The sequence below is a fragment of the Actinokineospora sp. NPDC004072 genome (assembly GCF_053604195.1).
On sequence record NZ_JBSGHB010000032.1, the window covers coordinates 1 to 13261 of the forward strand.

The 13261-nt window shown below is 76.1% G+C and carries 13 protein-coding genes; 4 read left to right on the forward strand and 9 right to left on the reverse strand.

Translation table 11 applies throughout. The features are described from left to right. Positions 1-93: DUF1918 domain-containing protein (locus ACWEPX_RS31305; RefSeq protein ID WP_451900890.1), on the reverse strand; the 93-nt coding region annotated here is incomplete at its 3' end. Positions 94-665: 572 nt separating this feature from the next. On the opposite strand from ACWEPX_RS31305, the gene ACWEPX_RS31310 reads away from it, so the two are divergent. Together ACWEPX_RS31310 and ACWEPX_RS31315 are read left to right on the forward strand one after the other, a co-directional pair. Continuing rightward, positions 666-1676: an Acg family FMN-binding oxidoreductase gene (locus ACWEPX_RS31310; protein ID WP_451900879.1), complete on the forward strand. Its 1011-nt coding sequence runs from the start codon at positions 666-668 to the stop codon at positions 1674-1676. A 24-nt stretch (positions 1677-1700) separates the two neighbouring features. Then, a complete protein-coding gene (locus ACWEPX_RS31315) occupies positions 1701-2291 on the forward strand; it encodes a hypothetical protein (protein WP_451900880.1) in 591 nt (196 codons plus the stop codon). Positions 2292-2542: 251 nt separating this feature from the next. On the opposite strand, the gene ACWEPX_RS31320 is transcribed toward ACWEPX_RS31315, so the two are convergent. Genes ACWEPX_RS31320 through ACWEPX_RS31330 form a run of 3 tightly spaced genes read right to left on the reverse strand, consistent with a single transcriptional unit; the run spans position 2543 to position 4511 of the window. After that, positions 2543-3403: a universal stress protein gene (locus ACWEPX_RS31320; RefSeq protein ID WP_451900881.1), complete on the reverse strand. Its 861-nt coding sequence runs from the start codon at positions 3401-3403 to the stop codon at positions 2543-2545. Beyond that, positions 3403-4350 (reverse strand): nitroreductase family protein, encoded by a 948-nt coding sequence (locus ACWEPX_RS31325; protein ID WP_451900882.1) that lies wholly within the window; start codon positions 4348-4350, stop codon positions 3403-3405. The genes ACWEPX_RS31320 and ACWEPX_RS31325 overlap by 1 nt, the downstream gene beginning before the upstream one ends. Further along, positions 4347-4511: a hypothetical protein gene (locus tag ACWEPX_RS31330; protein ID WP_451900883.1), complete on the reverse strand. Its 165-nt coding sequence runs from the start codon at positions 4509-4511 to the stop codon at positions 4347-4349. Before ACWEPX_RS31330 ends, ACWEPX_RS31325 begins: the two co-directional genes overlap by 4 nt. 173 nt (positions 4512-4684) lie before the next feature. Between ACWEPX_RS31330 and ACWEPX_RS31335 the strand changes: the two genes are divergently transcribed. Continuing rightward, on the forward strand, positions 4685-5698 hold the full coding sequence (locus tag ACWEPX_RS31335) for an Acg family FMN-binding oxidoreductase (RefSeq protein ID WP_451900884.1): 1014 nt from the start codon (positions 4685-4687) through the stop codon (positions 5696-5698). 45 nt (positions 5699-5743) lie between these two features. Here ACWEPX_RS31335 and ACWEPX_RS31340 read toward each other — a convergent pair whose 3' ends face one another. From ACWEPX_RS31340 to ACWEPX_RS31360, 5 genes are all read right to left on the reverse strand, one after another. Beyond that, positions 5744-6259 (reverse strand): flavodoxin family protein, encoded by a 516-nt coding sequence (locus ACWEPX_RS31340; protein WP_451900885.1) that lies wholly within the window; start codon positions 6257-6259, stop codon positions 5744-5746. 11 nt (positions 6260-6270) lie between these two features. Next, positions 6271-8856 carry a bifunctional acetate--CoA ligase family protein/GNAT family N-acetyltransferase gene (locus ACWEPX_RS31345; RefSeq protein ID WP_451900886.1) on the reverse strand — a complete coding sequence of 862 codons (2586 nt, stop codon included), beginning with the start codon at positions 8854-8856 and terminating at the stop codon, positions 6271-6273. Further along, positions 8853-9017, reverse strand: a complete 165-nt coding sequence (locus ACWEPX_RS31350) for a hypothetical protein (protein WP_451900887.1) — start codon at positions 9015-9017, stop codon at positions 8853-8855. Before ACWEPX_RS31350 ends, ACWEPX_RS31345 begins: the two co-directional genes overlap by 4 nt. Positions 9018-9206: 189 nt before the next feature. After that, the gene (locus ACWEPX_RS31355) at positions 9207-10901 is read right to left on the reverse strand and encodes a GAF domain-containing protein (RefSeq protein ID WP_451900888.1); all 1695 of its coding nucleotides are present in this window, start codon (positions 10899-10901) and stop codon (positions 9207-9209) included. 314 nt (positions 10902-11215) lie between these two features. Next, positions 11216-12100, reverse strand: coding sequence for a universal stress protein (locus tag ACWEPX_RS31360; protein WP_451900889.1), 885 nt, complete (start codon positions 12098-12100; stop codon positions 11216-11218). 755 nt (positions 12101-12855) lie between these two features. On the opposite strand from ACWEPX_RS31360, the gene ACWEPX_RS31365 reads away from it, so the two are divergent. Continuing rightward, positions 12856-13077, forward strand: a complete 222-nt coding sequence (locus ACWEPX_RS31365; protein WP_451900891.1) for a nitroreductase family protein — start codon at positions 12856-12858, stop codon at positions 13075-13077. Positions 13078-13261: the final 184 nt, after the last annotated feature.

Sequence of the window (13261 nt, forward strand, 5' to 3'; positions counted from 1 at the left end):
GGGGTGGGCGACCTCCTCGATGTGGCCGCGGCGGGCCTCGCGGTGGTCATCGGCTCGTTCGACGACGAGCCAGTCGCCGGGGTGGGCGCGCATGGTGGACTCCTGGGGGTCAGAACAGCGGACCGGGCGTCAGCGCGGCCGCTTCGGCGGGTGCGAGGGCCTCGGGGTGAGCACGACGGGCACCGGGGGGTGGCGGACGCAGTGGTCGGCAGCCGCTCGGCCTCGGCGACGGCCCGCTCCAGGGCGACGGCGGAAGGGTCGGAGCCGCAGGCCCCCACCGCGATCACGCCGGTCGGTGCTGTGCTCACGGTCGGTTCCTTTCGCCCGTCGGTACTGCTGATCGTCGCCGCGAGGCCCGCGGCGCCGATACGCACGACGGTCCCCAGGCGGGTGGGACCTTGGCCCCCCTCGCCGGTGGGCACGCCGTTCATGCCGGATGTCCTCGGCGATCGCGTCGTCACCGCGCAAGGCGTGCCTGCGCAGCAGCGCGCAGGGCCTGGCGTGCTTGTGCATCTCGACCTCCTTCTGACGTGGTGCGGCCGGAGAACTCGCCGCGCCGTCCCGGACGGCGCGGGGAGCCAAGGTCCCGCATCGGTGCCCACCTTCGACTCTCACCTGATCAGGTCGTGGCCGCGAGAGTTGACACCGAGAGGGAAGGAGGCGCCATGACCGCAGCACAACCAGACCGCGGCACAGTGCGCGCCGTGCTCGCCTTGGCCGGACGGGCGCCGTCGGTGCACAACACCCAGCCGTGGCGCTGGGTCGCCGGTGCGGAGTCGGTGCACCTGATGGCCGACTGGGACCGCTGGCTGCGCGCCACTGACCCCGACGGGCGGGACCTGCTGGTCAGCTGCGGAGCCGCACTGCACCACCTGCGGACCGCGTTCGCGGGCCTGGGCTTCGCCGCCCGGGTGCACCGCCTGCCCAACCCTGCGGAACCGGCCCACCTGGCCGCCGTGGAACCGCGCGCCGCGACCGCGACCGACGAGCAGGTCGCACTCGTCGCGGCGATCGGCAGGCGGCGCACCGACCGCCGCCGATTCTCGTCCCGGCCGGTCCCCGCGAGCCACCTCGACTTCTTCGCCGCCACAGCGGCCGAGCAAGGCGCGCTCGCCGTCCCGATCGCGGGCGTCCGGGCGCGGCGAGGGCTGACGACGGCGTTCACGTCGGCCGCCGCGCGGCAGGAATGCCTCGACGGCTACCGCACCGAACTGGGGCTGTGGTCAGGGCGCGCCCGCACGGGCAGCGACGGCGTCCCCCGCACAGCGGCGCCGAACGCCCCGATGACGCACAACGGGGTGGTCATGCGCGCCTTCAGCGCCGGTTCCCTGACCACCACCGGGCAGGAGCAGGAAGTCGACGCAGGCGCGCTGCTGGTGCTCGCCACCGCGGGCGACGACCCGCTCTCCCGGCTGCGGGCGGGCGAGGCGGCCAGCGCGGTGCTGCTGGCGGCCACCAGCCTCGGCCTGGCCACCTGCCCGCTGTCCCAACCGCTCGAACTGCCCGAGACCCGCGCGGCGATCCGCGTCGGGGCGCTCGACGGGGCCGGGGTCCCCCAGCTGATCCTGCGGCTCGGCTGGGCGCCCGCCGACGCTGCCCCGCTGCCCGCCACCCCGCGCCGCCCGGTCGAGGACCTCCTGTCCCGCCTGCCCGGAACCGGCCCCCAAGCACTCTGAACACCCCGACCGACGGAGGAAGAGATGACCCTGCACCACGCCCCCCGCCGCACCAACCAGCTCGCGCACCCCGCCCCCACCGCGGGCGTCGAGCGGCCCCTGCCCACCGCACGGCTGCTCGCCGCGATCCGCATCGCGATGGGCCTGGTCTTCACCTGGGCGTTCCTCGACAAGACCTTCGGCATCGGCTACGCGACCCCCGCCGCCAACGCCTGGATCAACGGCGGGTCGCCGACCAAGGGCTTCCTCGGCAGCATCGACCGCGGCCCGCTCGGCGACGTGTTCCGCTCCTGGGCCGGGCAGGCGTGGGCGGACTGGCTGTTCATGGCCGGGCTGCTCGGCATCGGCGCCGCCCTGCTGCTGGGCGTGGGCCTGCGCGTGGCCGCCGCGGCGGGCTCGCTGCAGCTGCTGCTGATGTGGGCCGCGGAATGGCCGCTGGCCCGCCACACCGACGCCGGCGAGCTGACCCGCTCGACCAACCCGGTGCTCGACTACCACATCGTCTACGCCCTGGTGCTGGTCCTGCTCGCCGTCGCATGCGCAGGCGACGTGTGGGGCCTGGGCAGGCGCTGGGCGCGGCTCGACCTGGTCGACCGCAACCGCTGGCTGCGGTGACCCCACCGAGGAGAAGCCCCGACCCGTTCGCGGGTCGGGGCTTCGCGTGCGCGGCCGGGTCGCGACGGGTCCGACGTCGCCGAGGCCTGCCTCGGTGAGCAGCACGTGCTGGGGTTGACCGGGGACGGCTTTCGCGATGGTCAGCGGGGTCCGCGTCGACGAGCCGTGATCCCGGTGCGGACCTGAACCCGGACTGGGTAACGGGAACGGCCCCGGCCGGGGAGGGCCGGGGCCGTGCGGGTGCGCGCGGGTCAGCGCGGCGGGACGACGGCGACCGGGCACTCGGCGTGGCGCAGGACGGCTTGGGCGGTGCCGCCGAGGACGACGCAGGCCAGCGGGCTGTGCCCGCGGCTGCCGACGACCAGCAGCTGGGCATCCTCGGCGTGGTCGAGCAGGGCCCGGGCCGGGCGGTCGCGGACCACGACGCGCTCGACCGCCACCTCGGGGTACTTCTCGGCCCAGCCCGCCAGCCGCTCGGCCAGCAACGCGCGCTCGCCCTCGGCGATCGCGTCCCAGTCCATCTGGACCGGCAGCGGATACCAGCCCGCGATGTAGGCGGTGTCGAGCCAGGTGTGCACGGCACGCAGCCCGGCACCGCGGTGCGCGGCCTCGTCGAAGGCGAACGCCAGCGCCGCATCACCTGCCGGGGACCCGTCAACGCCCACGACGACGGGCCCCTGCTCGGGTGCGCCGCGGACGACGACGACCGGGCTGTGGGCATGGGTGGCCATCGTCAGCGCAAGCGAGCCCGCGAGCAGGCCGCGGAACCCACCGAGCCCCCGACTACCCAGCACGACGGCGCGGGCGTCGAGGGAGGCGTCGACGACGACCTGGGCGGGCGTGCCCATCCGCGCGTCGAGGATCGGCGTGACGCCGGGCGCGGCGGCGCGGGCCGCGGCGGACGCCTCGGCGAGCACGCGCTCGGCGTGGTCGGTCATGGCCGCCGCCCACCGGTCGTCCGGGTCGAGGGCGGCGGGCAGCCGGGGCGGGGGCGGCGGGTAGGCGTGCAGCAGCCGCAGCGGCAGGCCGCGCGCCGCGGCCGCGCAGGCCGCCCAGCGGACGGCGTCGAGGGCGGCGGCCGAGCCGTCGACGGCGGCGATGATCAGGGGCATCAGCGGACCTTTCCGGGTGTGCGCGGCAGTGCGGCGGGGGGACGGCGGGACCTGGGCGCGGGGCCGACCGCCGGGACGCCGACCCGCAGGATCGCCTGCGGGAAACCGGGCAGTTCGGCGGCCTCGACGAGCCCGGCGCGGACTTCGTGCAGGTGCAGGGGCAGGGTGACGGCGGAGGCCGCGAGGCCCAGGGCGGTGGCGGCCAGCCAGGTCTGCTGCAGCGCGATCCCGGCGTGCAGGTGGTCGCTGCGGCCGTCGCCGGTGGTGATAACCACCAGATGCGCCTCATCGGCGAGCCGGTCGGCCAGGGTCGGTCCGCCGGGGTGCTGGTCCGCCTCGGCGCCCAGGCCGGACCACAGCCTCGGGTCCGCCTCCGGCCCGCACCAGGCGGCCAGCTCCGCGCGGTAGGCGGGGTCGTTACCGATGTGGTCGGCGGCGTGGGTGAGCAGGCGCCCCACGGCGGCATCGCGCTCGGGCCCGGCGAGCAGGACCACGGCCGCGCCCGCCACGTCGGTCGCCTTCAGCAGCGCGGCCCGGGCGGCGACCGGGGGCGGGGCGGCGAATCGGGCGCGGTGGCTGCGGCGGGCGCCGATGGCCGCGTACCGCGCCAGCTCGCCGCGGTCGGAGGGCTTGCGCTCGCCCGCGCGCACCACGGCGACGACGTCGCGGCGCTCGGGCAGCGGGAACTGCCGCCAGGACTCGGTCCAGCCGAGTCCGCGGCAGGCGAGCCGCAGGGTGGCCACGGCCGCGCCGCAGGAGATCAGCCGGTCCCGGCCGAACGGGTCCTGCCGCGGCAGGCGCAGGGCGGCCCGCTCGATGACCAGGGCGTCGCGGTCGCGGGTCTCCAGTGCCCAGGGCCGGGTGCCGTGCACCGACGGCGCGCGGTCCACCGCCGCGACGAGGACGGCCTCCTCCGCGCAGGTCCACCGCGGGCTGTGGGCGGTCATCGGACCGACGCGATCAGCGGTGACCCGCCGACCGCCCCACCGCCGACGGTGGACTCCGAGCCGGTGCGGCAGGTGACTCCGGCGGCGATGGGCTGGGTGACCGGCCGGTCCGCCGCGGCGCGGCCGATGCCGGTCGCGGTGGTCCCCTCCGGGTTGGACATGGCGCTCTCCCTCGCTCTCGGTTGTCGCATGCCCAGCCTCGCGTCCTGCGCGCACGGGCGAAGAGGGTCGAACGTCCCCGTGGCGCGGGACGTCCGACGACGGCGCAGGCGCTCCGCCGTCGGCTGCAATGACAGGCGGAGCAATGGCAGGGAAACCGAACCGAGGAGCAGCCGTGTCCGTTTCGTCGCCGTGGCCGGGCCACGACCCGCTCATGTCCGTGATCGCCCTCGCCAACCGGGCCCCGTCGGTGCACAACACCCAGCCGTGGCGGTGGCTCGTCGGGACGCGGTCGCTGCACCTGATGGCCGACCGCGCCCGATGGCTGCCCGCCACCGACCCGCACGGCCGCGACCTGGTGATCAGCTGCGGCGCCGCGCTGCACCACCTGCGGGTCGCGCTGGCCGCGCGCGGTTGGTCCGCTGTGGACCTGCCCGTCGGCCCCGAGGACGACGACCATCTCGCCGCCCTCGGCCTGCGCCCCTGCCCGCCCGCGGGTGCCGATCTCGCCGCGGCGATCCCGCTGCGGCGCACCGACCGGCGCCGCTACAGCGCGCGGCCCGTCCCGGACCGGGCCGTCGCCGCGCTGGTGCGGGCCGCGGCGCGACTGGGCGTGGCGGCGATCCCGCTCGTCGGCGAGGAGGAGCGGCTGGAGGTGGCGGTGAGCCTGCTGGCGGGCGCGGCGCGACAGCGGGTCGACACCCAGGTGCGGCGGGAGCTGGTCCACTGGACCGGCCGCGCCCGCGGTGTGCCCGAGGGGGTTGCCGCCGCCAACTCGCCGAGCGGGGCGGTCCGGCACGGTGGCCTGCCCATGCGGTATTTCCCCGGGGGCCTGCTCACCGAGCCGCCCGGCGACCCGGGCGGGCCGGATGCCGGGATGCTGCTGGTCCTCGCCACCGCGGGAGACGCCCGGGCGGCGCGGCTGCGCGCTGGGGAGGCGGCCAGCGCCGTGCTGCTCACCGCGACCGCGCTGGGCCTGGCGACCTGCGTGCTGTCCCAGAACGTCGAGGTCGACGGCGTGCGGGCGCGCCTGCGCGATCGCCTCCTGGCCGGTCGCGGCGAACCGCAGCTGGTCATCCGGGTCGGCTGCGCGCCGGGATCGACGGATCCGCTGCCCGCCACCGCCAGGCGCCCGGTCGCCGAGGTGTGCCACCGCCTTCCCGGCGCCAGCACCCGCCCCAGCTGGTGATCGGCGAACCGAGCGCGGTCCTCGCCCGACCCCGGGTCCTGCCGCTCACCGCGCCTCCCGCGGGACGCGCGCGGCGAGTCCCCCGGCCCATGCTGCGGCCCGGTCGATCTCGCCCGCGACCAGCGGTCCGGGGGTGCCGGTGACCCAGAACGTCTCGGCCTCGCCGACGGTGAAGCCCGCGTGGCGCAGTGCCCTGCGCATGCCGCGTGCGGCCGAGCCGGGCAGACCCCGCACGCGCATGCGGGTGTCGAAGGCGTGCGCGACCACCTCGGGCCTGCCCTGCAGTTCGGCGAGCCACTCGCGGACGCCCCGGCCCGGCGAGACGAGCGGGCCGCCCGCCTGCTGGCGCGCGGATTCCCGGGTCCTCCGCCTGCTCATGCCGAAGGCGTGGGTGGGGCCGCCGACCAGCAGCAGGCCCACGTCATCGGGCAGGCGGTCCGGGGCGGCGCCGACCTCGACGAGCGTGACCGGCCCGGCGGCGGCCATGCCGTCGGCGATGACGGCGGCGATCTCCCTGGTGTTGCCGAACATCGACTCGAAGACCACGAGCGTGCGTGCCATGGCGGTTCCCTTCAGCTGTCCGGGGTGGGGAGGATGCGGGCGCGGGCGTCGACCGCGCGTCCGGCGGTGAGCGGGTTGATGTCGAGTTCAGCCAGTTCGGGGACGGTCTCGGCCAGCCGGGCCACCCGGCGCAGCACGTCCGCGGCGGCCGGGTCTGGGTGTGCGCGGGCGATTCGCGGGGCGGTGCTCATCTCGGCGATGTCGCCCTCGGTGAGCGGGCACAGCCGCATCACCTGGTCGTCCAGCGCTTCGGCGTCGGTGCCGCCCGCGCCGAAGGCCACCAGCGGACCGAAGCGCGGGTCGTTGCGGACGCCGATGAGCAGTTCGGGGCCGCGCCCCACCATCGGCTGCACGAACACCGAGCGCAGCCCGGCGTCGAAGCGGTCGCGCAGGGCCGCCACGGCGGCCCGCACGTCCGCCTCCGTGCGCAGGTCGAGCAGGACTCCCCCGGCCCTGCTCTTGTGCAGCAGGCCGCCGGTGACGGCCTTGACCACGACCGGGACACCCACCCTGCGCCAGAAGTCCACCGCCGCGTCGGCGTCCGGCACGGTCTCCCCGGCGACAACCGGGATGCCCGCCGCGGTGAGCAGCGTGAGGCTGTCCGCCGGGTCCAGCCAGACGCCTTCCGGGTGTTCGGCGAGCCGATCGGCGACGAGGGCGGCGACGGCGCCGCCGTCGAAGTCCGCGGGCTGGGCCACGCGCACGGCGCGCCGGTCCAGCCAGGACCGGCGGTCAGCCGCGGCGGCGATGGCGCGCACCGCCGCTGCCGGGTCGGCGTAGCGGGGCGGCACGCCCGCTTCCACCGGAGACTCCTGTCCGATGCGGACTCCGACGAGCGGCTTGCCGAGTTCGAGCGCGGCCTTCGCGACGCGGTCGATGGCGGTCCCCGGGTCGCCGAGCGCGGTGGGCACGGTGATCGCGACGACCGCGTCCACGCCGGGATCGGCGAGCACGGCGGCGACGCACTCGGCGAAGGCGTCGGCGGTGACGACCGCGGTCGTGTCGACCGGATTCCCGACCGCCGCCGTGGCGGGCAGCCGGGCGCGGAGGCGGCGCACCGTCGATTCGCCGAGCGCGGCGACCGGCAGGCCCGCGGCGGCGCAGGAGTCGGCGGCGAGCACACCGGCGCCGCCCGCGTTGGTGACGACGGCGGTGCGCCTCCCCAAGGGAAGCGGCTGGTCGAGCAGCAGCGCCAGAACCTCGACGGCCTCGGCCGTCGAGTCGACGGCAGTGATCCCCGCCTGCCGGTACAGCGCGTCGGCCGTGGCCGCCGGGGTGGCCAGCGCCGCGGTGTGCGACCCGGCCGCCCGGCTGCCCTCGGCCGAGACCCCGGCGCGGATGGCGACCAGCGGTTTGCGCCGGGCCAGCGCCCTGGCGAGCCGGGCGAAGCGGCGCGGGTCGCCGAAGGACTCCAGGTAGAGCACCGCGGCGTCCGTGCCGTCGTCGGCCGACCACCAGTGCAGCAGGTCATTGCCGCTGATGTCGATCTTGTCCCCTGTGGACACCAGGGTGGACACGCCGATGCCGACCCGGGACAGCTCGCGCACCAGCCCGATCGCGATCCCGCCGGACTGGCAGGCCAGCCCCACCCGCCCGGGCAGCGGCGGCCGGTCCATGAAGGTCGCGTCGAGCCGCGCGAGCGGGTTCGCGACGCCCAGGCAGTTGGGCCCGACCATCCGCATCCCGTGCTCGCGCACGACCTCGCTCACCGCGGCGGAATCGGCCGCTGACAGCCCGGCGGTGACCACCACGAGGGCGCGCACCCCGACTGCGGCGCACTCCCGCACCACGCGCGGAACCGCGGGCGCGGGCACGCACACCACCGCCAGTTCGGGCGGCTCGGCCAGGTCGGCGACGCTGGGCACGCACGGCACGCCCGCGATCGACCGGGCGTGCGGGTTCACGGCCGTGAGCTGGCCGGGGAAGCCGCCGCGGCGGATGTTGACCAGCACGACGTGCCCCACGGAATCCGCACGCCTGCCCGCGCCGATCACGGCGACCGACACCGGACGCAGCAACGGGACCATTCCCGCGACAACGGCCGTGCGGGCTCGATGGTCCACGGCGGTCAGGTAGGCGTCGAGAGAAGCGCTGTCCTCGTCGAGCGGCATGGTGATCCGGATGACGTCGTCGTCGCGTTCGGTGCGCACGGGCAGACCGAGGTCGTCCAACACCCGCAGCATCCGGTGGTTGGCGGTGAGCACGTCGGCGGTGAGGGTGGTCACCCCGTCCGCGCGGGCGCGCTCGACCAGGTTCTGCAGCAGCAGGGTCCCGATGCCGTGCGCCTGGTCGTGATGGGCGACCGAGACCGCGAACTCGGCGACGCCGGGCCCGGTGCGCGCATAGCTGGCGGCGCCGAGCAGGGCCCCGTCGCGGAAGGCTCCGACCGCGGGGCGGGCGTGGTCGGGGTCGGTCAGGCTGCGCACGTACTGTTCGGCGTTGGACCTGCCGAGGGTGAAGAACCTCAGGTAGCGGTCCTCGGGCGGAAGCGCGGCGTGCAGCAGGCGCAAGGCGTCCTCGTCGGCGGCGCCCAGGCGCCGGATCTCGACGGCGCCGCCGTCGCGGCAGCGGGCCCAGTGCACGGCGGTGGCGGTCACCGGTTCCACTCCCCGCCGCTCACGTGCTCGGACCGCTGCCGGTTGCCCAGCGGGGAGAGCTGCCCGGTGGACCGGTGGGTGGCCGACCGCCACCGCGCGGGAGGGCGGTTCCGCGGGACGGGGTCGGCGGTGGACGTGGACTGCGCGGTGCCTGCGGTCATCAGTGGGCTCCCGGTGGGTGGCGACTGAGCCGATCGTCGCCGCGGATGCCCACCCGCTGGCAGCGCCTGCCGTCCCCATCCGGCGGTGACCTTGGACCCCTCCAGCCCGGGTCCCGGCTCCGCACCCGAACACAACGGCCCGACCACGAACGGCCCAGACCGCTGCCGCCCCGGCGGGGCCGTCCGCGGCTACGGCAGGGGCACGCGCCAGGTCAGCCGGGTGCCCTGCGGGACGGCGGGGGCGAGGGTGAGGCTGCCGTCGCAGGCGGTGGCGCGGTGTTCGAGGTTGGCCAGGCCGCTGCGGGCGAAGTGGTCCGGCAGGCCGGCGCCGTCGTCCACCACGTCGATCACCAACTCCTGGTCGGCCTCGATGGTCACGGTGATCGCCGTGGGCGCGGCGTGGCGGACGGCGTTGCTGACCGCCTCGCGGACGACCGCCTCCGCGTGCTCGGTCACATGGGGCGGGACAAGGGTGTCCACCGGGCCGGACATCCGCACCGCCGGCGTGATCCCGCTGTCGGCCGCGGTCTCGGTGATGGCGTCCATGAACCGCCTGCGCGCGCCCGCCGGGGTGTCCTGGCCCGCGGTGTGCAGGTCGAAGATGCTGGTGCGGATCTCGCGGACGGTCTCGTCCAACTGCTCCACCACGCGGCTGATGCGCTCGCGCACCTCGGGGGTGGTGATCCGGTTGAGGGTGCCTTGCAGCGTCATGCCGGAGGCGTAGAGGCGCTGGATCACGTGGTCGTGCAGGTCGCGGGCGATGCGGTCGCGGTCGGCGAGCACATCGAGCAGGCGGCGGTCGCGCTGGGCCTGGGCGGCCTGCAGGGCCAGGCCCGCCTGGTCGGCGAAGGAGACCAGCATGGGCACCAGGTCCGGGTCGAAGCGGTGGCCGCCCTTGTCCCGGGTGGCCAGCAGCACGCCGCTGACCCGGTCGTCGGTGCGCAGCGGCACGGCCAGCGCCGGGCCGAAGCCGAGCCCGTCCGCCCCGGGGCTCTCGCCCAGCACGGCCGCCAAGTCCGGCACCAGCTCGGCCGCGCCCGCCTCCAGGACACCGCGCAGGACCGGGGCGTCCGCCGGGATGGGCACGCCGACCAGGGCTCGGCCCAGCTCGCCGCTGCGCGTGCGCACCCGCAGCGCCGTGCCATCGGCCAGCAGCACGAGCACGCAGTCGGCCTCGGTCAGCTCCAGCGCACGGCGCACGACCAGCTCGAGCGCGTCGTCGGCGCTGGCTCCGGCGAGCAGCTCGGCGCGGACCTCCGAGGACGCCTCCAGCCAGCGATGCCGCCTTCGGCCCTGCTCGAACAGCCGCGCGTTCTCGATCGCCACGCCCGCCGCGGCCGCCAGCGCCCGCAGGACGACCTCGTCCTCGGCGCTGAACTCCTTCGCGCCGCGCTTCTCCGTGAGGTACAGGTTGCCGAAGACCTCCTCCCGGACGCGCACCGGCGCGCCGAGGAAGCTGCTCATCGGCGGGTGGTTCGGCGGGAAGCCCACCGACGCGGGGTGCGCGCCCAACTCGGGCACGCGGATCACCTTCGGGTGCTTGATGAGCAGGCCGAGCAGGCCGCGCCCCTCGGGCAGGTGCCCCATCCGCGACCGCTCCTCGGGGCTGATGCCCACGTAGACGAACTCCTGGAGCAGACCTGCCCGGCCGCCGAGGACGCCCAGCGCGCCGTAGCGGGCGTCGACGAGGTCGACCGCGGCCTGCACGATCCGCTGCAGCGTGGAGTCCAGCTCCAATCCGGCGCCGACGGCCATGACGGCCTCCAGCAGGCCGTGCATGCGGTCGCGGGTGCGACCGATTTCGCTGAGCCGATCCTGCAGCTCGGCCAGCAACTCGTCGAGGCGCAGCCCGCCCAGGCCGGTGGTGTCACCCGTGTCGGGCATCTCGCGCTTCCCTTCGCCGCTGCCGCCATTCTCGCGGTGGCGCAGGTGCGCACCAACCCGATGTGACGACGCCCCTCCCGAATCGGGCGGGACTGCTCGCCCGCCTGCACCCGAGAAGGTGCCAGAGCACGACCGACGAGGGCTAGTACCCGCCACGGCCACCGTGCCACCGGCCCTCGGCTCCGGACCGCGAGTTGCCGACGAGCCGCCGGGACCGCGCCGGACCTCGCACGCCTGATCACCCGATTCGAACTGGACAGCCCGACGCAGGAGGGGCCGCCTCCGCAGGGGGAGGCGGCCCCTTCGGTCTCGGTCTACGGCTGCGAGCGGACGATGGCGACGGGGCAGGTCGCGTGGTGGAGCACGCCCTGGCTGACCGAGCCCATCAGCAGGCCGCGGAAGCCACCCGCGCCCCGGGAGCCGACCACGAGCAGCGCCGCCCCGGCGGCGATGCCGGTGAGGGTCCGGGCCGGGTGGCCGTGGGTCACCGCGCGGCGCACCGGCACGTCCGGGTGCTTCTCCGCCCATCCCGCCATGGACTCGGCGAGGGCCAGGGCGGGCACGGGGTCCTCGTCGTCGGCCAGCAGGACCCCGGTGTCCACCGGGTCCGCGATCCGCGCGGGGCTGACGGTGATCGCCAGCACCCCGGTGCCCAGGCGCTGGGCCTCGGCGAAGGCGAAGGCGATGGCGTCGACGGAGTCCCGCGAGCCGTCGACGCCGACGACGACGTCCCCGCGGGCCACCGTCCGCGCTTCCGGGTCGCCCTCGCGGACGACCACGACCGGCACCGGGGCGTGCGCAGCGACCTGGACGGCGGTCGACCCGAGCAGCAGCCCGGAGAATCCGCCCAGCCCGCGCGAGCCCAACACCACCACGCAGGCCGAGCCCGCCTCGCGCAGCAGCGCGGGGACCGGCGCGGTCTCGGGCATCGCTGTGTCGATCTCGATGTCCGGCTCGGCCTCGCGGGCGCGGTTCACCGCGTCGACGAGGATCTGGCGTGCCTCGTTGCGCAGCCCGCCGGTCGGGTCGCCGTACTCGGCCGGGCCGAGCGGGACGGCCAGCTTGGGCCAGATGAAGGCGTGCACCACGCGCAAGCCGGTCTCCCGCGCGGCGGCCTCCCGCGCCGCCCACACCACCGCGTCCAGGCTCGACTGCGAACCGTCAACCCCGACGACGACCGGGGCGCTGTTGACCGACATGAGCTCCTCCTCGTTCGATTCCCCTCCACGATGGCCCGACCCCGGGCGCCCGGGACAGCCGCGGAGATCACCGACGCGCTGGGTCTTTGGTCCCCGCGCACCCGGTGCGCGATGACCCTGGCGCGCTCTCCGGAGGCCGATGTGGACTGGAGGTCGACGACGGGCGTGGAAGGAGCGAGATGGCGCAGGACTTCCCGGAGAGCGGCACCGTCCGCGCCGCCATGGACGCGGCGGGCGGGCGCAGAACCCGTTCGGCGCCGCGGGCTGGCGCTGGGACCCGGTCCCCGGCGGCGTGGGCCTGCGCATCGCGGGCCCTGTGGACGAGCCCGTTCTCGTCCCCGGACGTCCCTCGGGCCAGTACCCGCGGGTCGCTCGGCACCGCACGAGTTCGAAGGAGCATGGCGAACCGGCCTTGGGCCTGCGTGCAGTCCACGATCGGGACACGGCGCTCCTCGCCGCGGGCGCTGCGCTGCACGCCGCCGTGCTCGCGTTCGCGGCGTTCGGCTGGCACGCCGCGGTGCGCGAGCCGCGGGCGCGTGGCCACCTCGCCGATCTCGCCTTCTCACCGCGCGCCGCGGAGCCGCTCGACATCGACCGCGCCGCCGCGCTGGTTCGATGCCGCGCCGACCGCCGCCCCTACCTCGGCTGGGCGCTGCGACCCGACCAGGCGGACGCGCTCACGACCGCGGCCGAAGACTTGGAGGTGACCGCCGTCGTCGTCCCGGCCAGCGCGGCTCTGGCGCCCGGGGGCCGCTATCGCGACGGCTCAGGCGCGGGAACCCTGCTGGTGCTCAAGCGGCCCGGGGGCCACCGCGGCGGACCGGCTGCGGACCGGGGTGGCGGCCAGCGCGGTGTTGCTCGCCGCCACCGTCCTCGGGCTGTCCTCCTGCGCGCTGCCCCAACCGCGCACGAGCGAGGTGCAGGCAGCCGCCGGGCTCGCCCCGCGCCTCGTGGTCAGGGCAGGTGTCGCCGCGTAGGGACTTTGGTCCCCCATCGGCGGGGTCGGCGGTCGGCTGCCCCCGGTCTCCCCCGGTCCTAGGCTGGGCGGGGAGCGCGAGGAGGCACACCCATGACCCGGATCTTCCTGGTGGACGACCACGAGATCGTCCGCAGGGGCATCGCCGACCTGTTCGAGGACGTGCCCGGGTTCGAGGTCGTCGG